Below are 22,993 nucleotides of genomic sequence, written 5' to 3'. Positions count from 1 at the left end.
ATTTATGATTCATTATGCTTTTGTAAATAAATTGAGTTAACTTTTATACATGAGTCAAACATCTTTAAAAAAAGAACGAGATCCTTCAATATTAATTTTAGATTTTGGATCTCAATATTCTGAATTGATTGCAAGGAGAATTAGAGAAACTAATGTTTTTTCTCTTGTAGTAAGTAATTGCATTTCAATTGAGGAAATTAATAATATTAATCCTAAGGGGATCATTTTGAGTGGAGGCCCAAATTCTGTATATGAGCAAAATGCCCCTAAATGTGATAAAAAAATTTTTAATTTAGGAATTCCTATTCTTGGCATATGCTATGGAATGCAATTAATGGTCAAAGAACTTGGAGGATCTGTTATTTCAGCAACTAAAAAAGCTGAATATGGTAGAGCACCAATAAATATAGACAAAGAATCTGACCTATTTTTTGATGTAGAAGATAAATCTATAATGTGGATGAGTCATGGCGATTCTATTAATTTTTTGCCTGATGGATTTAATAAAATTGCTCATACAGAGAATACACTCCATGCAGCAATTTCAAATGATTTAAAGAAATTATTTGGCGTGCAATTTCATCCTGAAGTTATCCATTCAGAGTACGGGATGACGGTAATTAAAAATTTCGTCCATAAAATTTCTTGTTGTGCCGCTGATTGGACAACGGAAACCTATATAGATGAAACTATTCCCAGGATAAGAGAACAAGTTGGCAATAAAAAAGTTTTGCTTGCCTTGTCAGGAGGAGTTGATTCCTCAACTCTTGCTTTTCTTCTCAATAAAGCAATTGGAAATCAGCTCACATGCATGTTTATAGACCAAGGTTTTATGAGAAAAGGTGAACCAGAATTTTTAATGAATTTTTTTGATAAGAAATTTCACATAAAAGTTGAATATATTAATGCAAGGGAAAGGTTTATTTCCAAATTAAAAGGGATTACTGATCCAGAACAAAAAAGGAAAATTATTGGTGAAGAATTTATTAGAGTATTTGAAGAAGAAAGCAATAGATTGGGACCTTTTCAGTATTTAGCTCAAGGTACCCTCTATCCTGATGTGATTGAAAGTGCTGGGACTAATATCGATCCTAAAACTGGTGAAAGAATAGCTGTAAAAATAAAAAGTCATCATAATGTGGGTGGATTGCCAAAAGATTTACAATTTAAATTAGTTGAGCCATTAAGAAAGCTTTTTAAGGATGAAGTCCGAAAGGTCGGTGGTGCTTTAGGTTTGCCGGATGAAATTATAAAAAGGCATCCATTCCCAGGGCCAGGATTAGCTATAAGAATTTTAGGAGAGGTGAATAATGAAAAACTTGATTGTTTAAGAGATGCAGACTGGATAGTACGAGACGAAATTAAAAAAGCAGGTCTTTACAATGAAATTTGGCAAGCTTTCGCAGTATTGTTACCTGTAAAAACTGTAGGAGTTATGGGTGATAAACGGACATATGCATGGCCAATAGTTTTACGTTGTGTATCTAGTGAAGATGGTATGACAGCCGATTGGTCAAAAATTCCTTTTCAGATTTTGGAGAGGATTGCAAATAGAATCGTAAACGAAGTAATTTCAGTCAATAGAGTTGTTTATGATATTACAAGTAAACCTCCTGGAACTATTGAGTGGGAGTGACGGAAAATTGCCTTTTTTTATCAAAAATGGAACTAATAGGTTTGTCACGGGTTTGTCACAGGATTTATCACTTCAAAGAAGTCAATGATATCAATGACTGTGAAGCGTCAAAATTGGGAGGGGCCATTGAATGGGAGTAAGTTAACAAATTTTCCAAAAAATTTAATCTTTTTATTTTATTTAAGAAATATTTTTAAATGAGGTATTAATTGTAATGAGCAAAATTATAAAATTAAGTAGATCGACTGTTGAGAAATATCTTAGTTGTCCAAGATGTTGTGTACTTGATCAAAAATATAAAATAAAACCACCATCATTACCTTTTACTCTAAATATCGCTGTAGATAATTTGTGTAAAAATGAATTTGATTATTACAGGAAAATTCAGGAGCCGCATCCTCTCTTTATTAAATATGGTATTGATGCTGTGCCTTTTAAACACAAAGATTTAGAACGTTGGAGAAGTAATTTTCAAGGAATAAGATATACGTCAATTGAATACAACTATGATTTTGGTGGAGCTGTGGATGATATTTGGCAGAAAAAAAATGGTGATCTTATTATTATTGATGTAAAAGCAACTTCTAGAAATAATTTTGATTGGTCTGAGACTTTTAATAAATATGAATATGCAAAAGCTTATAAGAGACAATTGGAAATGTATCAGTGGTTATTTAGAAAAAATGGTTTTCAAGTAGCTAAAGAAGCTTATCTTTTATATTTCAATGGAAAAAAAAATGAAGAGTTATTTAATAACCAATTAAAATTTGATGCACATCTTATTAAATTAGATTGTTCTACTTCATGGGTAGAAAATAAGATAATCGATGCGGTCAATTTATTACGTTCGGATGTTTTTCCAAAACCATCTTTAAATTGTGAATACTGTAATTATTTAAAGAAGCGTTGGCAGTTATCGATAACTTAATATTCATAGGATAATTCTCATATTTCTGGAAAAATATTGAATAAAAGATAATCTTTAATTAGATTATTAATTTAGACTTTTGATAAAATCGAAAAATTTTGAAGGAAAGATAACTAATCATCTTCAACAAGATGTAGTCAAAGTATCTGGCAAGACAATTTTTATTAATCCTTTTTTATATTGGCGGAGATTTGATGAAAATACTAATAGATGGCTCAGAGAACCTGGTCAAATGTCAGAGGATCAAATTTCACCAAATAGGAACCGTTTTTATCCGGAAATAGATTGGGCTGATTTAAGTCATGAACAAAAGCTTATAAAAGATGCAACAGTTGAGATGTTTTTAAAAACTCTTGAATTGATAAGTACATTTCACCCTTTTCTTAGTGCCGGACAGTTATTAGAAGTGGAGAGAAAAATGGCGATTATAAAAAAGATTCCTTTCGAAAAGTGGGTAACAAAATCTTTTGCTAAAAAAGCAAGATTATTAAAAAATGAAAAAAGAAAATTTCAAAGAGAAAGATTTTTTAGTAGCTGGAGGGAATGGTTTAGCCTTGAAAATACTCAACAAGCCATTTTGCCGTTAATCGTCACAATATTTATTTCTTCATTTATTGGATGGTCTTTAGGGATATCAAAGAATAGTTGTAATCCTTATTTTGAACAAAATATAGATATATTAAATTAATTTTTTTTGATATTTTTTCAGTATCTAAGTTAATATAATTTTGAAAAAATATATTTCTTATTTAAGATTACATTAAATTGAACAATTGCTTAAAAAATTATAAGTTTTATGAGTGATAATTTGAATTCAAATAATATTGAAAATGATGACCTTAATCTGAACAATGAAGAAGGTGATTATGAAGATTTAATAACTAGACTAAAAGAGATAAAATCAACCATTGCTTTATTGGAAAAAACAATTTTTAAATAAATTTTATTTTTTTGACCAAAATCAGTCCTAATAAAAAACCTATTTCATTGAAGAGACAACCTTTAGTCTTACTTATTTTTTCTTCTATTTCATTTTTATTGATTCTATTTAGGTTAATTTTTATACAACTTTTAAATTATGAATCTTTTAAGGAGATGTCAGATGAGAATAGGATCAGACTGATTGCTTCACAACCAATACGAGGAAGAATATTAGATAAAAATGGTTATGTTTTAGCAGATAGTAGAGTTAAATATTCTGTAATAATAAAGCCTCAATCTGTTAATAAAAGCAATTGGGAAAAACATAAATCAACTATTTCTAACTTGTTAAATATTGATAAAAATTTAATTCAAAAAAAATATTCTGATGGTCTAAAAAATCAAAAACTTTCAGTAATTATTCTTGATGATTTAAATGTAGATCAATTAATAAAGTTCAAGGAAAATGAAGCTAATTTAATTAGTTTTGAAATAGCAACTAAATTAATTAGGTCTTATCCTCATAAATCCCTTGCTGCTCATGTAATTGGTTATACTCAGCCAATTACTGAATCAGAATATAAATTCTTATCTAAGAAGGGTTATAAATTAAATGACTTAATAGGAAGAACAGGAATTGAAGCTGTTTACGAAGATTTTATAAGAGGTGAATGGGGCGGAGAAATGGTTGAAGTGAATTCATTAGGTAAATTTCAAAGATCATTGGGTATCAGACCTCCAGTACAAGGTAATGATATTCAACTAACACTAGACCTTAATCTGCAATTGGTTGCTGAGGAAGCTCTTAAAGACAAAAAAGCTGGAGCAATAATAGTGATGGATCCAAGAGATGGTGCAATAAGAGCAATGGTAAGTAGGCCTAATTTTGATTTGAATTTTTTTTCACAGGATTTTAAGCCTGAAAAAGAATATAATAATATATTTAACTCTCCTGAAAAACCCCTCTTTAATAGAGCTTTAAATGCTTATGATCCAGGAAGTGTTTGGAAAATTGTAACTGCTTTAGCGGGCTTGGAAAGTGGAAAATTTCCTAGAGATACCATGTTAGATACCAAACCATGTATAACTTATGGGAATCAATGTTTTAGAGAGCACAATGATTTAGGCTTTGGGGTAATAGGTTATGAAGATGCTTTAAGAGTGTCTAGTAATACATTTTTTTATCAAGTAGGTTACGGAGTAGGAGTTGATGAAATTCATAAGGTCTCCCGAAAGCTTGGTTTTAATTCTTTATCTGGGATCGAAATTTCTGAACAGGAAAATATAGGATTAGTAGCCAGTAGTGAATGGGCAAAAGAAGGTAGAGGATGGGGGCAACCAGGAAGAACCCCTTGGGTTCCAGAAGATATTGCAAGTATGTCTATTGGTCAATTTGTTGTTCAAGTAACTCCAATTCAAATAGCTAGAGCCTATGCAGCAATTGCTAATGGAGGTTATCTAGTTACTCCTCATTTGACTAAAAAAAATGTAGAAAGTCTTTTAGATAAAAAACGTATTCCAATTGATATTGATCCACAAAATATTCAATTGATAAAAAGTGGTCTCAGGAAAGTAGTAGAGTCTGGAACAGGAGTATCAATTAATTATGGGGTTTCAAACTTACCTCCAGTGTCAGGTAAGACAGGAACTGCTGAAGATGGTGAAGGTGGCTTAGATCATGCTTGGTTTGTTTGCTTTGCTCCTTCGGAAAAGAGTGAGTTGCTTGTAGTAGCATTTGCACAAAATACTCCTGGTGGGGGTTCGGTACATGCTCTTCCTATGGCTAAACAAATTTTAAAAGTTTGGAATGAAAAGAATTAATAAAAATTTTTGTTTTAAAGTTTATGTTTTTAATTTTTTCATTTGTAAAAGTCTTTGAATAATATCTTCGATTGTTTTTGTATCTATAGGTTTACTATATGAGGACAAAAGTTGTCTCCCTAATACTTGACTTCCTAAATGCACTAATTGAATGCGTAATGAGGTCAGCAGTTCTAACCCTATGCCACCTGAAAATGTTGCTATTGCAATCGGTTGACCATTAAATAAATTCCTAAAGTCATCTCCAGAAATAGAAAGCCATGCGATGAAGTTGGAGAGAATAGGAGGTATTGATCCATTATATTCAGGCGCACAAATCACCCACCTTTCAATCTTAAAAAGCTTTTTTTTTAATTCTTCTATTTCATTTGGAATATTTTCTTTGCTGTGAATTCTTGGATTAAATAATGGAATGTCAAGAGTGGTAAGATCTAAAATTTCAGAACTAATTTTAAGTTCATTACTTTTTTCAAGGAATTTCTCAGAAAGTTCAAGATTTTTCCCACAACTAGCTGAAATAATTATTAGGCCCTTTGATTCAGTCATAAATACGATAATAAATAATTTTAATAGTTAGCACCAGTTTTACGGTGATGTACTGCTGTTAGACAATCAGACTTTAGTATATTACCGTGTAGCACTTCAGCGTATATTACCCAATGATCTCCACATTCCATTCTTTCTTTAACAGAAGCATCCAACCACGCTAAAGAGTTAGGAATTATTATTTGTTTATTAGGAGTTAATTCAATATTTAAACCTTCGAATCTATCTTCACCTGGCGAAAAAGGTTTTGTGAATCTTTTCAAAGGTTCTTTAAAATCTTTTTCACTTAAAATATTTAAGGCAAATGAATCTCCAATTTGAAGTAGAGACTCTACTGATCTATCTTTTGCTACTGCAATACTTAATCCCGGTGGGGAAAAACTTGCCTGACTAACCCAGGATGCAAGCATAGCTCCTTTGATATTATTCTCATCTTTTCCTTTAGAGGCAGTTAGAACACAAAGTGAGCCAATTACCCTTCCAAGAGCTTGTAACTTTGGATCCGTTTTACTTGTAATCATTCCAGTATCTGATTTTCGGATTTTTTTCTTAGCTTTCTTTAAAATTTTTCTCCCAAAGTGAGTCCCTATTTCTTCTAGTTCTTTAATTTTTGGTTTATTCGGACTAAATTTAATTCTTATAGGGTCAAAACTAAACTGAAAACCTCCGTCTTTTAATTTCGATTCAAGTAAATCTATCGCTTCGCCACTCCAACCAAAACTACCGAAAATTCCGACTGGTTTATCTCTATTCCCTTCTGATAACAATGTCCCTAGTGCACTTACAATAGGCGTTGGGGCGTGACCTCCAAGTGTCGGAGATCCTATTAAATATCCATCAGCATTTTGGATGGATTTTATAAGAACATCATTTGATGTAAATTCGCAATTAATACTTTCTACTTCAACAGAAGTTCTATTTATTCCTTTGGCTAAAGCATCACCTATGGAGGCTGTATTACCATATGCACTCGCGTAAATAAGAGCGATTTTAGGATTATTTGTTGACAGATTTTCACCCCATCTAATGTAGTCATTTAAAAAGCTTTTTAAGCTATATTCAATGGCTGGACCGTGCAATGGTGCAATAGTTTTAATGTCATAATCTGCAAGTTTTTCAGTTATTGATACCACCTGATTAGACATTGGTGCCATCAGACAATCATAAAAGTGCTTTCTATCAATTTCTGTACTTATTCGATTTGTCTCAGACCAATATTTTGATGCAATGTGCGCAGAGAATATTTTTTCACTTAAAAGTATTTCTTGATTGCGTTCATAAATTATTAGGCCTCCAGGCCAACGCGCTGTTGGAATAGGAATTAACTCTAGTGAAATATTATCTAATTCTAAATTAAGTTCTTTTTTGACTAAGTTTATTTTGGGTAATTGAATTTCAACGAAGTCTTTTAAGTTAGGATTTCTTTGATTCCAAAGTTCGCTAATAAGTTTAAAGCCAGGATTAGAGCAAGTAATAGTTAAGTTTTGAAAGTGTGTACTAGTATTTTTTATAGTTTCTATGATTTGTGGATTAATATGACCAGTGATGATGTTTATTTTATGAAATTTAAATTGATTAAAGAAATCGGAAATTATATCAATAAATGCATTTAAATATTTTTTTTCCGGTGGGTGAATAATAAAAAGTTTCTCTTTACTTTTAATTAAAAAGGTGTTGAAGGAGGTTCCTTTTTCGAGACTAAACTCAAGTTCAAATCTTTCTTTATTTTGATCTATAAATCGTATACAAGTAAAATTTTTAGTAATTTCAAATTTTGAAAAATTTTGATTTTTTGAGATTAAGTTTGTATTAATTTCTGACATTTTCAAAGTTTTGTTTTCTAGTAATGATTTGAAACTTAATAGCCGATCATTATGGATGAGGAGATTCTAAACTCAAATTTACAAATCGACCCGAGCATGTAATTCCTAGGAAAACCTATTTTTGAGTTGATTATACCTACTTAAGAACTAATACGGTTATATTCCTTGTGGCGTTTGCAATGGATGAAGTTGATTCTTGATTTTGTCTACTCCAGATTGAATGCTTTTTCCATATCATCTTTTGCTATTAAGTGGACAGATAAAATGGTAAATTTTTAATTACTTTTATATTAAAGATAATAAATATAAGCTTCTTCGATTTTTGCCGTTACAGTTACACTAACTAAAACATTTTAAAATAATTGGAAAAAGAATTTAAACTTGGTACTTTCAGTCCATATCAAATATGTATTCTATTATTCAGAGTAGCTTTGACTTTCTTTGTTTTACACTGTATAAGCGAAGCATTAATTAATTTTGCAGAAGTTAGAGAAAATTTTTACCAAGATTTCTTCGATGCCATCAATCTAGATGAAGAGTTTAATCTAACTGCTTTTTACAGCGGCATGCTATTAGGTATGGCTTCATTTTTACTTAATAAACTAGGTGAATTGAGCGGAAAAGTGAAAAGACAAAACTGGATAATTTTAAGTAGGATATTTTTATTTCTTACAATCGACGAGATTTTCCAAATACATGAATTATTTGTAATTCCAGAGTTAAGGCAATATGTGCACCCGTCTCTTGCTTCTATATGGGTTTTGCCTTATGGAGCGATCGCAGCATATTTTGCAATCAAGTTTTTCCCCTTCTTTATTTCTCAAGGAAGGAGAATGTTCCAAATTTCACTTGCATCAGGTGTCATTTATGTCACTGGAGCTATAGGGATGGAGGCATTTAATAGTTGGCTCGTTACGGCAGGAGAAATATCACGGCGAGGATTTTGGTATGAAGCAATTTCGGGGATCGAAGAATTGCTTGAAATGACAGGAATTATTTTTTTTATATATGGGCTCTTGCTTGAACTAATGAAGCGTAAAAAAAATTTAAGTTTTAAATTTTCAATAGCTAACAATTAATAGTGATTGGCAACTTTCCTGTGATGAACAGCTGTTTTGCATGATAAGTCAGAGACATTACCGTTTTTAACGATTCCGTAAATTATCCAATGATCTGGAGTCTCTAGTCTTGAAGTCACTTTACAATCTAAAAAAGCAAGTGAGTCTGAAAGAACTGGTCCTCCTTCTGCGATGTGACTAATTACATCTACGTCCGCAAATCTATCAGCACCAGGAGCAAATCTTTTTAAAAAATGTCTAAACATTTTTTGATAGTTGTCTTCCCTCAATATATTCACAACGAAACCTTTTCCAACTTGCATGTATGATTCAATAGCTCTATCTTTTGCTACTGCAACTGTAATACCTGGTGGAGAAAAACTTGCTTGACTCACCCAACTAGCGACCATTGCACTTTGTCTGAATGTCGAACCTTCTCCTTGGCTAGCTGTTACTACATATAATCCTCCACTTAATCTGCCTAAAGCTTTATCTAAATTAGAATCAAGGCTCTTAATGGAGGCAATATTTTTCTTTTTATTAATCAATTGACCTAAATCAGTTCCAGCTTCCTCGAATTGTTGATAAATAATAGGATCTGGAATATTTTTAACTCTTAGAGGCGAGAAGGCTTCTTTCTGTCCCAGTTCTCTTAACTTACTTGCTAGAGAATCTATTGGCTCATCATTTCCTCCAAATGCATCATAAACAGCTGTAAATTGTTTAGGCTTTAATGCCGCAAACAAAGTACCCAGAGATTCTTTGAATTCATTATCTGAATGAACTGGCCATGTGGGAATAATCACTGCTTTTGCTTCTGAAATTAAACCTGTCAATTCTTGAGGGTCAGAAGATCTTAAATCAATTAATTGGACTTGAGCATCTGCTTTACTTATTCCATGAGATATTGCTTGGCTTAGTCGATCACAGTAGCCATAATCGCTTATGTAGCAAACTGCTGCAAATTCGTTTCCCTTACTTTTATTACTACTCCATTCTAGATATTTTCCTTTCCAAAAATTGACTTGATTATGAAGCAAAGGACCATGACCTACGGCTATTGTTTTTAATTCAGGTAGCTTATCTATTCTTTTAATTGCCTGAAGAACGCTTCTAGCGTTTGGACCCATTAGGCAATCGTAATAAAAACGGAAATCATCGTATATTTCTTTTTGATCAGTGTCAAAAAATTCGTCAGAACAATAATGGAGTCCAAATGCATCGCATGTATAAAGCACATGCGTGCTGTGATCATATGAAAATATAGTATCTGGCCAATGTAAATTTGGTGCACTTATAAATTCAATGTTATGTTCTAAACCACTATTAGGATTTGTTCCGAGATTTAAAAACTCTCCACTCTTAACCTCTAGACGCTTAAAGGGAATATGTATTTGGTCTTCAATGAATTTAAGGGCTAATTTTGATCCAACTACTGTGATATTTTGGTTTAATTCTAAAAGATTACCTATTAAACCAGAATGATCAGGTTCTGTATGGCTTGTAATTAGATAATCAACTTCTTGCGGATTGACTTTTTTCAGTAATTCTTCAAACCATAATTCTTCAAACTTTGCGTGACTAGTATCAATAATTGCTATTTTTTCGCCTTTAATAATAAAACTATTGTAGGTAGTTCCATTTCTTAAACCAAATTCAATATCAAATCTGCTACGATCCCAATCAAGAGATCTAATGGCATAAGAATCATTAGCGAAGTATTGAGATTGAACTGTCAACTTGTTATTTATTTGTGCCAATTTAGGATTACTGGTCTGGGCAGAGGCTATCATAAGATAATTCGCTTTATAAAATAACTTTAGTTATATAGAATATAGATCCGTGTGATCATTTTTGCGAAATAACCGAAATTACGCTTTTCTTTAATTTTTATTCTTCTCATTCTGGATAAATGACATCTCAACTAGTTAAAAAAATAATTACTGGAGATGAGATAAGAAATGCTTTTTTAAATTTTTACAGTGAAAAACTACATAAAATTATTCCAAGTGCATCTTTAATTCCGGATGATCCCACGGTTATGCTCACAATTGCTGGAATGCTGCCTTTTAAACCAGTTTTTTTGGGTTTAAAAGAGAGACCATCAAAAAGGGCTACTTCTAGTCAAAAGTGTATAAGAACAAATGATATAGAAAATGTTGGAGTTACAGCAAGACACCATACTTTTTTTGAAATGCTTGGAAATTTCTCTTTTGGAGATTACTTTAAACGAGAAGCAATTCAGTGGGCTTGGGAATTAGTTACTAATATTTATCAACTTTCTAGTTCAAATATAATCGTAAGTGTCTTTCACGAAGACGAGGAGTCGGAGAAAATTTGGAAAGAAGAAATTGGTATTCATCCAGATAGAATAGTAAAACTTGGTGAAAAGGATAATTTTTGGTCCTCAGGAAAAACTGGCCCATGTGGTCCTTGTTCTGAACTTTATTATGATTTCAATCCTGAGAAAGGTTTGAACGATTTTGACTTAGAGGATGGAGATCGTTTTATTGAATTTTATAATCTTGTATTTATGCAATATAATCGTGACTCTAATGGAAAATTAACAGATTTAAAATTTAAAAATATTGATACGGGAATGGGTCTCGAGAGAATGGCGCAAATTCTGCAAAAGAAAAGCAATAACTACGAAACTGATTTGATATTTCCGATTATTCAGAAGGCTTCTGAGATTTCAAGTATCGATTATTTTTCTTCAGATGAGAGAACTAAAATCTCTTTCAAAATTCTCGGTGATCATACAAGAGCCGTCATACATTTAATTTCTGACGGAGTTTTAGCAAGCAATCTTGGAAGAGGATATATATTAAGAAGGCTCATCAGAAGAATGGTTCGTCATGGGAGATTATTAGGCATAAAAAAAGAGTTCTTGTCAGATATCGCAAGAGTAGGGATTAAATTAATGGAAAATAATTATCCAGATTTAAAAAATAATAATGAATTAATATTGAGTGAGATAAAAATTGAGGAGGAAAGATTTAGAGAAACTCTCGAGAGGGGAGAGAAATTGCTAGATGAGATAATTTCTTCAGGACAGAAATTAATTTCTGGTTTTAAAGCTTTTGAACTCTATGATACTTATGGTTTTCCATTAGAACTGACAGAAGAAATTGCCGAAGAACATAATATCAACGTTGATGTAGAAGGTTTTAAGAAAGAAATGGATGTACAAAAAGAGAGAGCTAAAGCTGCTTCAAGTAATATTGATTTAACTCTTGAGGGTTCATTAGAACGAGAAATAGATTCATTCAGTAAAACTATTTTTAATGGTGAAGTTTCCCTAGATTCAGAAGCAAAAATTCAAGGTATTTTTCTTGATTCAAATTTAGTCAAGAAGGCATTTGAAGGCCAAAGAGTTCAAATTGTTCTTGATCAAACTTCTTTTTATGGAGAATCTGGGGGCCAAGTTGGAGACAATGGAATAATTTGTACCATAGATGCAGAAGTAATCGTTGATAAAGTTATTCGTAAAAAAAATGTCTTCTTGCACTATGGAATAGTGAAAAATGGAATATTTACTGTTGGACAAATAGTTAAAACTATTGTTAACCCCGCAAAGAGAGCTAGGGCTTCTGCAAATCATACAGCTACACATTTATTACAATCTGCTCTCAAAGAAGTCGTTAATAAGAATGTTAGTCAAAAAGGTTCATTGGTCGCATTTAATAAATTAAGATTTGATTTTAATGCCTCTCAGCCAGTATCAGAAGATCAAATTAGGAAAGTTGAGTCTCTTATAAATTCTTGGATTATTCAGAATCATTCACTTGTTATCAAACATATGCCTAAAAGTGAAGCTTTAGAGAGGGGCGCATTGGCAATGTTTGGAGAGAAATACGGTGATGAGGTAAGAGTTGTAGATGTACCTGGTGTATCTATGGAACTATGTGGTGGTACACATGTTAAAACTACATCTGAATTAGGTTGTTTTAAAATTATTAGTGAAGAAGGAATCTCATCTGGCGTACGTAGGATAGAAGCATTATCAGGCCAATCAGCTTTCGACTATTTCAGTGAAAGAAATTCTTTGGTTAATCAACTAAGTGATTTGTTAAAAGCAAATCCAGGACAACTTTTTGATAGGGTTAATAATCTGCAATCAGAACTAATAAATAAGAATAAACAGATTCAAAAAATGAAAGATGAAATTGCATATTTTAAATATTCTTCTCTTCAATCATCAGCAGAAACAGTGAGTTCTTTTTCAATTTTAGTAAATCAGATTGATGGTTTAGATGGAAATTCTTTGCAATCTGCAGCACTGCATTTAACTTCTCATTTAGGCGACAAAGCAATAGTGATCCTTGGGGGAATACCAAATCCAGAAAACAGAAAGTTGTTATTTGTAGTTTCTTTAAGTGATGATGCAGTAAAAATAGGATTGCATGCCGGTAAATTAATAAATGAGATTGCAAGAATTTGTTCGGGAGGTGGAGGAGGGAAGCCTAACTTTGCTCAAGCAGGTGCTAAAGATATTGATAAGTTAAGTGAGGCTTTAGATTATGCTAAAAATCATTTGCAAAAAACATTAGAAAGTTATTCAGATAAATAACTACTTTTTCTGAGACTCATTTCGATTTGGTCAATTAATTTCCTTGCTTCTTCAATGGTTAATTTTTTTTGATCAATTGCAGATTCAGTATTAATTCTTATAGATTCAACCAAAGAAGCTGAACTGTAATCTAATAATTGTAAAATTTCAGATTTACTGTCCTCTCTAATAATATTTTTGACCTTATATGTATTATCTTGATTTATATCTATATGAACAACATTTGTATTTCCAAATAAATTGTGCAAGTTTCCCAATGCTTCTTGATAGGCTCCAGTCATAAAAATTCCAATTAGATAATCTTTATCTAGTTCTGGCTTATGTAAATTGAGTAATGATTTAATCTTCCCATCATCAATAAAATTATTTAGTTTCCCATCTGAATCACAAGTTAAATCTGCAAAGTTGCCTTTGCAAAAAGGTTCTTCTAAGTGCCTATGAATTGGTACTATTGGAAAAATCTGATTGATTGCCCAGCTATCGGGAATAGATTTAAAGATAGATAAATTTGCATAATAAGTTGATGCAAGAGTTTCAGTAATTTCAGATAAATCAGGGTGATTGATTTCATCATTATTCAAGTTATTAGAAATTTCTTTTGCGCAAGCCCAGGTCAGTTCCTCTGCATAACCGCGTTCTTCTAAACTTAAAAATCCTAATCTAAAGGCAACTAAGCAATCTTCTTTAAACTTTTTTGCATCATTCCATAGTTCAATTATTTGAGATAAATTTATTTTTTTATTTTTAAGTTTTTTTAATTCATTGAAAGTTTCAAGTAAATTTGAAACGATTAATTGTTGATCTTTTTTATCAAAAATTTGTATTTTAGAATTTACATGGCTTGTTCCTAGGACATTAAAAATTAAAACAGAACAATGACTAATTATTGCTCTTCCACTTTCTGAAATTATGGTTGGATGCTTGATATTATTTAATTCACATGAATCTTTAATGGTTGCAATTACATCGTTAGCATAATTTTGAAGAGAATAATTAGTAGAGGTGTTGGAGGAGGTTTTAGTTCCATCAAAATCTATTCCCAATCCTCCTCCAACGTCGATATATTGCATTGGGGCTCCTAGTTTGCATAGTTCAACATATATTTGACTCGCTTCTTGTAATGCATCTTTGATAACAGCAATATCACTTATTTGACTTCCTATATGAAAATGGAGCAATTTCATTTCGTTTATAAGATTTGCTTCTTTAAGTTCTTTTATTGTCGAAATAATTTCTGGGATTGATAATCCAAATTTGGAATTATCTCCAATAGATTTGCCCCATCTACCACTACTTTTACTTGATAACTTTGCTCTAATTCCTATCAATGGAGTCGCGTTAAGTTCTTGAACTACTTGAATAATTCTTTTTACCTCATCTCGTTGTTCAATAACTATTATTGGATTTTTGCCGAGTTTTCTGGCCAAAGTAGCAATCTCAATATATTTCTTATCTTTATATCCGTTGCATATTAATAATGAACTTTGGTTTTCAAGAAGTGCAAGGCCAATTAATAGTTCTGATTTACTTCCCACTTCTAAACCAAAATTCCATTGGCTCCCAAACTCTATTATTTTTTCTAGTACATTTTTCTGTTGATTACATTTGACAGGGAAAACGCCTTGATAAATATTCTCATATTTGTAGGTTTTTATAGCTTTTAAAAAAGCATCATGTAGTGCATTTATTCGATCTTTCAAGATATCGTTAAATCTTATGATTAATGGAGAATTTATTTCTCTACTTTTAAGTTCTTTGACAAGTTTGTAAAGATCAATCTTATTTTCAGATTTTATATCTTTAGTTACTGAAATATTTCCTTTGGAATTTATAGAAAAATATCTATCCCCCCATTTGTCTATGTTGTAAGTCGAAATACTATCTTCAATAGTCCAAATATTCTTTAATTTTTTCGGCTCAAAATTGGTCAATTTATGTCTAAGTGATTAATAGATGTTTTTGAAAATAACTCAAAACAATATCTTTTATTTTAATGATTACTTGCCAAGTTACCACCCAAAAGTTGAATATACATAGAGTGATTATTAACTAAATGACCCAAGAGAGAACCTTTATTGCAATTAAACCAGATGGAGTTCAAAGAGGATATGTTGCTGAGATTATTGGCAGATTTGAAAAAAAAGGATTTAAATTGGTTGGATTAAAGCAATTAATCCCTTCAAAAGATCTTGCTCAAAATCATTATGGCGTCCATAAAGAAAGACCCTTTTTTGGTGATTTAGTAAACTTTATTTCAAGTGGTCCTGTTGTCGCAATGGTGTGGGAAGGCGAAGGAGTTATTTTGAGTGCTAGAAAAATTATAGGTGCAACAAAACCTCTTGAAGCAGAGCCAGGAACAATTAGAGGTGATTTAGCTATTGATATTGGGAGGAATATTATTCATGGTTCTGATGGAGAAGATACTGCAAAATTTGAAATTGATCTATGGTTTAACGAAAAGGAATTATGTGAGTGGGAAACTTCTGATGCTAAATGGCGATCTGAAAATTAAAATTTAAACATCGAATCTATTTAAACTAAATTTCTCTAAAAAGATTTTTTCTGTATCTTTGAGCCTCTTATTTTCAACTATTTTCAAGAGAAGATCACTTGTTATTGCAGAAAACAAAACTCCATTTCTGTAATGTCCTGTAGCTATAATAAGGTTTTCAATTTTTGACTTTCCTATTATTGGTTTTAGGTCTGGTGTGCAAGGTCTAAATCCCCACCAATGTTCCATTTGTGGCCAATTAATAGCTTCTGGTAATAAGGAGCAAATACCTTCTTGCAGTTGTTTTATTCCATGAGGAGTATTACCCTGATTAAATTTAGAATCTTTTTCAACTGTCGCTCCAACGATAATAAGTCCATCATCACGGGGAACTAAATAAGTTTTTGGACCAAAAATAACTCTTTTCAAAAAATTTGTTGGACCTTGTATTGATAGCATTTGTCCCTTTACAGGAAAGACTGGAATCTTATTAAAAATTTTTTTACTCCAAGCACCGCCGCATATAATTGCTTTTTCGCATTTAATTTTTTTTAGTTCCCCAGTGGCACATAAAACTGTTGCACCTGTAATTTTGTTTTTTTCTAATGTCAAATCCTCTACTTCTGATCCTTCTTGAAATTCGACTCCGTGCAAGGAGCATGCTCTCTCAAGAGCACGCATCAGTCTTCTTCGATTATCTATTTGACCATCTTGTTCAAAAAGTAAACCATGTTTCCAAATAGAATTCATTCCATTAATTTCTTTTTGAAGATCTTCGTGATTTAAATATTTTCCATATTCATAAGTAGGAAACTCTTCAAGATCTTCTTTGTTTTTAAAAGGAACTATTATGCCACATTTTTTTAAACCGCATTTAATATTGCTATCTTGTTCAATACTTTTTATCCACTTTGGAATTAGACTTTGGCTTTCTTGGCCAAATTTTAGTAATTCATTTTCGAGCCCTTCGGCATGAGTAGCTAACATTCCAGCAGCAACAAATCCAGCTGATTCATTTCTGTTTTTGCTTAAAACTAAAACTTTGAAGTTATTTCTAGAAAATTCATAAGCAATAGATAAACCTAAAAGTCCCCCGCCAATAATTAATATTGAATTTTTGGTTTCTTGTGTCATTTAATAATTAATATTTTATTTGTGTTTTGGTCCTCTTTTCATTTATATCCAATAATATTAATGAAGAGACTTTTGATAATGAACAATTTGGAATCTTGGGAAGCTGTGATTGGTTTGGAAACTCATGTACAGCTTAATACGAAAAGTAAAATATTCACATCTGCGTCAACAGCTTTTGGTGATGCACCTAATACGCATATAGATCCTGTAGTTTGTGGGTTACCAGGAACTCTTCCAGTTTTGAATGAGACTGTTCTGGAGTATGCTGTAAAAACTTCATTAGCATTAAATTTAAATGTCGCAGAACATTGTAAATTTGATAGAAAACAATATTTTTATCCTGATTTGCCTAAAAATTATCAAATTTCACAATTTGATGAGCCACTAGCTGAAAATGGCTGGTTAGAGGTTGAAATAATAGAAAAGGACAAAGAAACTTATGTTAAAAAAATTGGAATAGAAAGGCTGCATATGGAAGAAGATGCCGGTAAGTTAGTTCATTCAGGTAGCGACAGATTAGCTGGTTCTAAGTATTCCTTAGTTGATTACAATCGTGCTGGGATAGCACTTTGTGAAATTGTAAGTAAACCAGATATAAGGACAGGTAAAGAGGCATCAGAATATGCTTCTGAGATTAGAAGAACAGTTAGATATCTTGGAGTATCCGATGGAAATATGCAGGAGGGTTCATTAAGATGTGATGTCAATATTTCAGTTAGAAAAGGACCTAATGCTCCTTTTGGTACCAAAGTAGAAATTAAGAATATGAATTCATTTTCTGCAATTCAAAAAGCTTGTGATTATGAAATAGCCAGACAAATAGAAGTTTATGAAAATGGAGGAAAAATTTTCCAAGAAACAAGGCTTTGGGATGAAGCTAAGCAATTAACAAAAAGTATGAGATTAAAAGAAGGAAGCAGTGATTATAGATATTTTCCTGATCCTGACTTAGGACCGATTGAAATAACAAAAGCCCAAAAAGAAATATGGTTTAAAGAATTACCTGAATTACCTTCAAAGAAAAGAAATAAATATGTGAGTCAATTTGGATTGTCCGCATATGATGCAAGGGTAATTTCTGATGAAATAAGCATGGCAAACTTTTTTGAAGAAACAGTAGCTTATGGTGCTGAGCCCAAACTTGCTTCAAATTGGATAACAAGTGATATTGTTGGCTATTTAAAATCAAATAAACTTAGTTTTAGTGAATTGAAGCTTAGTCCTGAAAATCTTGCTGAAATGATTAGCATGATCTCAAATAAAACTATCAGTGGGAAAATTGCAAAAGAAATTTTACCTGAACTTGTCCAAAAAAATATTTCTCCGAAAAATCTTGTCGAAGAAAAAGGGTTAGCAATGATATCTGATTCTTCAAGTATTTTGCCAATAATTAATGAACTTATAACTGAATATCCAAATGAAGTACAAGCATTTAAAAATGGTAAAACCAAATTACTTGGGTTTTTTGTTGGTCAACTTATGAAAAGAACAAAAGGCAAAGCTGACCCTAAACTTGCAAATAAACTTCTTGTGGAAAAGTTGAATGGCTAAATCATCAAAGAAGCTCTCTTATTGTCTTAATCCATTTATTTTGATTATCTGAATTATCTAAAATAATGTCTGAAAATTTTCTTTTTTCTTCAAAGCTTAATTGAAGATTTATTGATTCGTATGCTTCTTTTTCACTAATTTTATCTCGTTTAATTAGTCTTTGTTTTTGTATTTCTATTGGACATTCAACAAGCCAAATTTCAGTGCATATATCTTCAAATTTTGCTTCAAATAATAATGGAATAACCATTACAATAGTTTGATTGTTCATGTATCGAGTGCATTCTTCGATCATTTTTTCTTTAACTAGGGGGTGAAGCAGTTTTTCAATCCATTCTTTACTTTTTGGATGTTTAAAAATAATGTTTCTTAAAAGTTTTCTGTTTATAGCCTTCTCTGTATTTTTCTTATTATCAATTATTTGATTCCCAAAATATTCTAAAATTTTTTTATATCCGTATGTATTTGGTTTGATCAATTCTCTTGATAAATTATCTGCATCTAATATCGGAATGTTTTTATGTTCTCTAATGTAATTTGTTATTGTGGTCTTTCCACTAGCAATACCTCCTGTTAAACCAATTCTTCTTTGGTTATTTTTTAATTTTCTAAGAATATCCATATATTTAATAATAATCTAAGTACCTGTTTCTTTAGTATTAAAGAGCAGTTAGTATGAATTAAAAATACCAAAAAGTTTGAGCCAGTTAGATTACAATTGGTCCTTTGTTGATGACAGTAAGGCAACACCCAAGGGGTTTCTTTTTGCTGGGATATCTGCTGGATTAAAAGCTTCTAATAAAAAAGATTTAGCACTAATACTCGCTCCAGAAGGCAGTATTTTTAGTGGGATGTTTACCCAATCAATAGTTCGCGCTTCATGTGTGGATATTTGTGAGGAAAGGATTAAAAGAGCTTCTGGTTTTGTCCGAGCAATACTAATTAATTCTGGTCAAGCAAATGCTTGCACTGGAAATCTTGGAATTCAACATATTAAAATTGCTACTGCCAAGATTGCGAAACTTTTAGGAATAAAAGAAGAAGAAGTTTTAATGTGCTCAACTGGTGTAATTGGTGTTCCTATTCAAATCAATGATTTAGTAAAAAATTTACCTAATTTAGTTAGTGATCTAAACCTCAATAATTTTCAAAATGCAGCAGAAGCAATTTTAACTACTGATTTGACTTTGAAAAAAGTTTTAATAGAGACGATTATTCAAGGAAGAAAAATAAAAATAGCAGGATTTGCAAAAGGTTCAGGAATGATTTATCCCAATATGGCTACAATGCTTGCTTTTTTAACCTGTGATGCAAGTATTCAAAAAGAAGAATGGGACAAAATGATTTCTAATGCGGTTAAGAAATCTTTTAATGCAATATCAGTTGATGGAGAGACAAGCACAAATGATTCTTGTATCGGAATAAATGCAGGAGAGAAAATTGAAAAAAGGTTTTTTCCAATTATTCAAAAAGGGATTGATATTGTTTGTCAAAACTTGGCAAAAAGTATTGCAAGGGATGGTGAGGGAGCAAATTGTCTATTAGAAGTTTTGGTTCAAGGAGCAAAAAATACTGATGATGCAATTATGCTCGCAAAATCTATCTGTAATTCTGCGTTGGTAAAAACCGCCATACATGGCTGTGATCCTAATTGGGGGAGAATTATCTCTGCTGGAGGTAAATCTGGAGTTAAATTCAACTTAAATGATGTTGATTTGTATATTGGTGATGCTCAGATTTTGGAAAAGGGCAAGGTAAATAATTATGACTCGCAAAAAGTCACTGAGTATATGAAATCAAGAATGAAAGGTAGATATTTAGTTGATGATATTGTAAAAATTACTATTAATCTCAATTCTGGCGCATCTAAAGGTACTGCTTGGGGATGCGATCTTTCTAAAAAGTATGTTGAAATAAATAGCGAATATACTACTTAAGTTTTAGGAAATCTATTGGTAGATATTCATTTATATAAAGAAATAGTATTGTTAAAGTTCCAATTACTGAACCAACAAAACCTCCAAAAAAATTAACTAATAATCCAGATTTTGTAATTATTGTTTCTTCTTTTTTTTCTTTTTCAAAATTAGGTGAATCAACTACTTTTAAGCGCTGATTGGTTGTTGGTTGTTTAAGTTGTTGGTGTCGGATGAGGGCTTCGAAATCAGGCATGGAATTTGTGAGGCAATTGAACAATAAGCAGACCAGCCCGTCATTCGACGAGGATCTGATCTACCTAAATCGTCTACAGCTTCAAATACTGCATTACCTGAGGCTTCTGCTTTATCAAATGCTGAAAGTAAGGGTATAAATGTATCAAAAACATATAAACCAAAATTTTCTAGAGCTGCTTTGGCTTGTTGCGCTGCTTTTTGCTGTCTAAAATCAACCTTAACTATTACTACTGCATGGTTAACCTTTAAATTTTTTAATAAATTAGCTAATTCAACAGTCAACTCTACTGATCTTGCTTTTGCAGTTGTAGGTAAGATAACTAAATCTGAACCATACGCTAAGTGTTTAAGTTCTTCTTCATCGCTGCTAGCCTGTCCATCAGTTATAACAATTTCTGATGATCTTGATGCTTTAGCAGCAGAACTGACTGGGAAAACTGGAAATGGAAGATTGCCTCTCGATGCGTACGCTAATGCAGATCTATTCTTGTCGGCATCGACTATACAAACTTTTTTACCTTCAGAATGCCAAACGCTAGCAAGATGAATACTTGTGCAAGTTTTGGCTACTCCACCTTTTTGTCCGCAAACGGTAATGAACAATTTTTTATTTTATTTCCCTTACTTTGGAGAATAATTTCTTAATGTCAAGAGAATTTGATTTTTAATTATTTAAAACTTATTTTTTGAAATATTTTAAAAAGTTAATATTAATAGATAACCTTATAAAGTCACTTATTTGTATAGGCTAGTGAAGAAAAGAATAGGATTAGGTACATGGTCTTGGGGGAATAAGCTTTTTTGGAATTATCAATCTACAAATGACGATGATTTACGTGAGACATTTAATGAAGCATTACGAAGAGGTTTTGATCTAATTGATACTGCAGATTCTTATGGTACTGGGAATTTTCAAGGTAGAAGTGAATTATTGATAGGCAAATTTTTATTAAATACTCCTTCAGCAAAGAAAAAAAGAATTCAAGTAGCAACCAAACTAGCACCTTATCCGTGGAGAATCGGTAATAGAGGTTTTAATAAACCTTTTTTGAAAAGTTTAGAAAGACTAAATAACAAATTAGATATAGTGCAATTACATTGGTCAACTGCTAAATATAGTCCTTGGCAAGAATTAGGACTGTTGAATAATCTTTGTGATTTAAAAGATCAAGGCTTTGATTTTCAAATCGGCTTATCAAATATAGGCCCTAAAAGATTGACTAAATTAATTGATTTCTTGGCAAAAAGAGATCAGAGCCTGAAAAGTGTTCAGATACAGTTTTCTTTGCTTGCTCCCGAATTAGGAAAACAATATCAGGTAAAAAAAATTTGCGAAGAAAATAATATTGATTTCTTTGCTTATAGTCCTTTGTCATTTGGAGTACTTTGTATTGATCCAGATCAAGAAGAATATAAAGAAAAAAGTTTTATTCGTAATGCTTTATTTGAAAACTATAAAAAACCAACATATGAATTGCGGAGGTGTCTAAAAAGGATTGCGAATCATAGATCAGTTTCCCAAGCGCAAGTAGCAATTAATTGGTGTTGTTATCAAGGAACAATTCCACTCGTTGGAATGCGAAAAAAATCTCAAGTTATAGATGTATCGAATGTATTCAATTGGAATTTAAATAAAAATGAATTTAAAATACTACAGGAAGTTTCAAAAAATTGTTTAAAAAAAATGCCTAAAAATCCTTTTTCTAGTATCTAATTGTATTTTTAGGTAGATATCTTCTTATTTTTTTTTATTTGACAACTACTATTCCATAGTTCAGTGGGAAATTTCTCACCAGTAAATCTAATAACTTTAGGCTTGAGATTTATGATCAAGTCATTTAGTTTTTTATTATTTTCCATTTTGCATTATTGGAGTTTTTAATAAGATAAATTAATTTAAAACTTATCTTCTCAGTATTTATACTTATTAAATTAAAAAAATTCCTTTTAATACAAGCAATTGCAGCAATATTTACACACTAATAAATTATCTACTACAACATTTTATTTATTTAAAAAAGTGGAGTCCTTCCAGACTCCTCGTATCATTTGGTTGATAAGGCTGATATGACCCCATCTCCTTTAGGATCAAGCAGCAACTGGTGCTGTTTGACGGGAGAAACTAACGATTTTGTTAGCGTTTGTGTTTTTGCTCTAACCGAGCCGGCTTCAGTCACCTTCCTTATGCCCCGTCGAAACCATTACAACCCCAAATAGTGGAGTTGAGCGGAATCGAACCGCTGTCCGAAACATCGGTTGAGATCACCTAGTCCAATTGGACATTTATATTCTGACAGGCAAAATGAGTATTGAATAGTTTTTTTAAATTTTTATCGT

18 protein-coding genes are annotated in these 22,993 nt (G+C 31.6%); 11 read left to right on the top strand and 7 right to left on the bottom strand.

Annotation, left to right across the window (positions count from 1 at the left end; genetic code table 11):
* Window positions 1-49 precede the first annotated feature (49 nt).
* From guaA to mrdA, 5 genes are all read left to right on the top strand, one after another.
* A complete protein-coding gene (gene guaA / locus EU95_RS00205; RefSeq protein ID WP_032523041.1) occupies window positions 50-1,636 on the top strand; it encodes a glutamine-hydrolyzing GMP synthase in 1,587 nt (528 codons plus the stop codon).
* Window positions 1,637-1,850: 214 nt separating this feature from the next.
* Window positions 1,851-2,564, top strand: a complete 714-nt coding sequence (locus tag EU95_RS0109245; RefSeq protein ID WP_032523040.1) for a PD-(D/E)XK nuclease family protein — start codon at window positions 1,851-1,853, stop codon at window positions 2,562-2,564.
* 79 nt (window positions 2,565-2,643) lie between these two features.
* Window positions 2,644-3,252, top strand: coding sequence for a hypothetical protein (locus EU95_RS00210; protein WP_032523039.1), 609 nt, complete (start codon window positions 2,644-2,646; stop codon window positions 3,250-3,252).
* A gap of 108 nt (window positions 3,253-3,360) precedes the next feature.
* Complete coding sequence (locus EU95_RS10030) at window positions 3,361-3,504, top strand: hypothetical protein (protein WP_193742506.1); 144 nt, start codon at window positions 3,361-3,363, stop codon at window positions 3,502-3,504.
* Between the two features lie 11 nt (window positions 3,505-3,515).
* Window positions 3,516-5,306: a penicillin-binding protein 2 gene (mrdA, locus tag EU95_RS00215; RefSeq protein ID WP_072014847.1), complete on the top strand. Its 1,791-nt coding sequence runs from the start codon at window positions 3,516-3,518 to the stop codon at window positions 5,304-5,306.
* Between the two features lie 21 nt (window positions 5,307-5,327).
* Here the strand turns inward: mrdA and EU95_RS00220 are convergent, their stop codons facing one another.
* On the bottom strand, window positions 5,328-5,852 hold the full coding sequence (locus tag EU95_RS00220; RefSeq protein ID WP_032523038.1) for an NAD(P)H-dependent oxidoreductase: 525 nt from the start codon (window positions 5,850-5,852) through the stop codon (window positions 5,328-5,330).
* Window positions 5,853-5,872: 20 nt separating this feature from the next.
* The gene (locus EU95_RS00225) at window positions 5,873-7,675 is read right to left on the bottom strand and encodes a diflavin flavoprotein (protein WP_032523037.1); all 1,803 of its coding nucleotides are present in this window, start codon (window positions 7,673-7,675) and stop codon (window positions 5,873-5,875) included.
* Window positions 7,676-8,037: 362 nt separating this feature from the next.
* Between EU95_RS00225 and EU95_RS0109240 the strand changes: the two genes are divergently transcribed.
* Entirely contained in the window at window positions 8,038-8,754 is a 717-nt protein-coding gene (locus EU95_RS0109240) for a hypothetical protein (RefSeq protein ID WP_052046868.1), read from the top strand.
* Here EU95_RS0109240 and EU95_RS00230 read toward each other — a convergent pair.
* The gene (locus EU95_RS00230; protein WP_032523035.1) at window positions 8,751-10,526 is read right to left on the bottom strand and encodes a diflavin flavoprotein; all 1,776 of its coding nucleotides are present in this window, start codon (window positions 10,524-10,526) and stop codon (window positions 8,751-8,753) included. The genes EU95_RS0109240 and EU95_RS00230 overlap by 4 nt on opposite strands.
* A 119-nt stretch (window positions 10,527-10,645) precedes the next feature.
* Here EU95_RS00230 and alaS point away from each other — a divergent pair, with 119 nt between their 5' ends.
* Window positions 10,646-13,306 (top strand): alanine--tRNA ligase, encoded by a 2,661-nt coding sequence (gene alaS, locus EU95_RS00235; protein WP_032523034.1) that lies wholly within the window; start codon window positions 10,646-10,648, stop codon window positions 13,304-13,306.
* Here the strand turns inward: alaS and speA are convergent.
* Window positions 13,291-15,237: a biosynthetic arginine decarboxylase gene (speA, locus tag EU95_RS00240; RefSeq protein ID WP_032523033.1), complete on the bottom strand. Its 1,947-nt coding sequence runs from the start codon at window positions 15,235-15,237 to the stop codon at window positions 13,291-13,293. The genes alaS and speA overlap by 16 nt on opposite strands.
* A 122-nt stretch (window positions 15,238-15,359) precedes the next feature.
* Between speA and ndk the strand changes: the two genes are divergently transcribed.
* Window positions 15,360-15,818, top strand: a complete 459-nt coding sequence (gene ndk, locus EU95_RS00245) for a nucleoside-diphosphate kinase (protein WP_032523032.1) — start codon at window positions 15,360-15,362, stop codon at window positions 15,816-15,818.
* A 3-nt stretch (window positions 15,819-15,821) separates the two neighbouring features.
* Here the strand turns inward: ndk and thiO are convergent, their stop codons facing one another.
* Window positions 15,822-16,931 carry a glycine oxidase ThiO gene (gene thiO / locus EU95_RS00250; protein WP_032523031.1) on the bottom strand — a complete coding sequence of 370 codons (1,110 nt, stop codon included), beginning with the start codon at window positions 16,929-16,931 and terminating at the stop codon, window positions 15,822-15,824.
* A gap of 78 nt (window positions 16,932-17,009) precedes the next feature.
* Between thiO and gatB the strand changes: the two genes are divergently transcribed.
* The gene (gene gatB, locus EU95_RS00255) at window positions 17,010-18,482 is read left to right on the top strand and encodes an Asp-tRNA(Asn)/Glu-tRNA(Gln) amidotransferase subunit GatB (protein WP_032523030.1); all 1,473 of its coding nucleotides are present in this window, start codon (window positions 17,010-17,012) and stop codon (window positions 18,480-18,482) included.
* A gap of 4 nt (window positions 18,483-18,486) precedes the next feature.
* Here the strand turns inward: gatB and coaE are convergent, their stop codons facing one another.
* Window positions 18,487-19,104 (bottom strand): dephospho-CoA kinase, encoded by a 618-nt coding sequence (gene coaE, locus EU95_RS00260; protein ID WP_032523029.1) that lies wholly within the window; start codon window positions 19,102-19,104, stop codon window positions 18,487-18,489.
* Between the two features lie 76 nt (window positions 19,105-19,180).
* On the opposite strand from coaE, the gene argJ reads away from it, so the two are divergent.
* Window positions 19,181-20,419, top strand: a complete 1,239-nt coding sequence (gene argJ, locus EU95_RS00265; RefSeq protein WP_032523028.1) for a bifunctional glutamate N-acetyltransferase/amino-acid acetyltransferase ArgJ — start codon at window positions 19,181-19,183, stop codon at window positions 20,417-20,419.
* A 168-nt stretch (window positions 20,420-20,587) separates the two neighbouring features.
* Here argJ and EU95_RS0109235 read toward each other — a convergent pair whose 3' ends face one another.
* A complete protein-coding gene (locus EU95_RS0109235) occupies window positions 20,588-21,259 on the bottom strand; it encodes an AAA family ATPase (protein ID WP_032523027.1) in 672 nt (223 codons plus the stop codon).
* 148 nt (window positions 21,260-21,407) lie between these two features.
* Between EU95_RS0109235 and EU95_RS00270 the strand changes: the two genes are divergently transcribed.
* On the top strand, window positions 21,408-22,370 hold the full coding sequence (locus EU95_RS00270) for an aldo/keto reductase (RefSeq protein WP_032523026.1): 963 nt from the start codon (window positions 21,408-21,410) through the stop codon (window positions 22,368-22,370).
* Window positions 22,371-22,993 lie beyond the last annotated feature (623 nt).

It is taken from the genome of Prochlorococcus marinus str. MIT 9201, from assembly GCF_000759955.1.
Taxonomy (GTDB): Bacteria; Cyanobacteriota; Cyanobacteriia; order PCC-6307; family Cyanobiaceae; genus Prochlorococcus_A; species Prochlorococcus_A marinus_G.
This window is presented reverse-complemented; position numbering and strand designations above follow the sequence as displayed.

Coding starts and splice junctions, on each gene's coding strand:
- EU95_RS00220 (WP_032523038.1), bottom strand. CDS start 5,852: ATGACTGAATCAAAGGGCCTAATAATTATTTCAGCTAGTTGTGGGAAA.
- EU95_RS0109245 (WP_032523040.1), top strand. CDS start 1,851: ATGAGCAAAATTATAAAATTAAGTAGATCGACTGTTGAGAAATATCTT.
- gatB (WP_032523030.1), top strand. CDS start 17,010: ATGAACAATTTGGAATCTTGGGAAGCTGTGATTGGTTTGGAAACTCAT.
- guaA (WP_032523041.1), top strand. CDS start 50: ATGAGTCAAACATCTTTAAAAAAAGAACGAGATCCTTCAATATTAATT.
- thiO (WP_032523031.1), bottom strand. CDS start 16,931: ATGACACAAGAAACCAAAAATTCAATATTAATTATTGGCGGGGGACTT.
- EU95_RS10030 (WP_193742506.1), top strand. CDS start 3,361: ATGAGTGATAATTTGAATTCAAATAATATTGAAAATGATGACCTTAAT.
- ndk (WP_032523032.1), top strand. CDS start 15,360: ATGACCCAAGAGAGAACCTTTATTGCAATTAAACCAGATGGAGTTCAA.
- EU95_RS00225 (WP_032523037.1), bottom strand. CDS start 7,675: ATGTCAGAAATTAATACAAACTTAATCTCAAAAAATCAAAATTTTTCA.
- alaS (WP_032523034.1), top strand. CDS start 10,646: ATGACATCTCAACTAGTTAAAAAAATAATTACTGGAGATGAGATAAGA.
- coaE (WP_032523029.1), bottom strand. CDS start 19,104: ATGGATATTCTTAGAAAATTAAAAAATAACCAAAGAAGAATTGGTTTA.
- EU95_RS00230 (WP_032523035.1), bottom strand. CDS start 10,526: ATGATAGCCTCTGCCCAGACCAGTAATCCTAAATTGGCACAAATAAAT.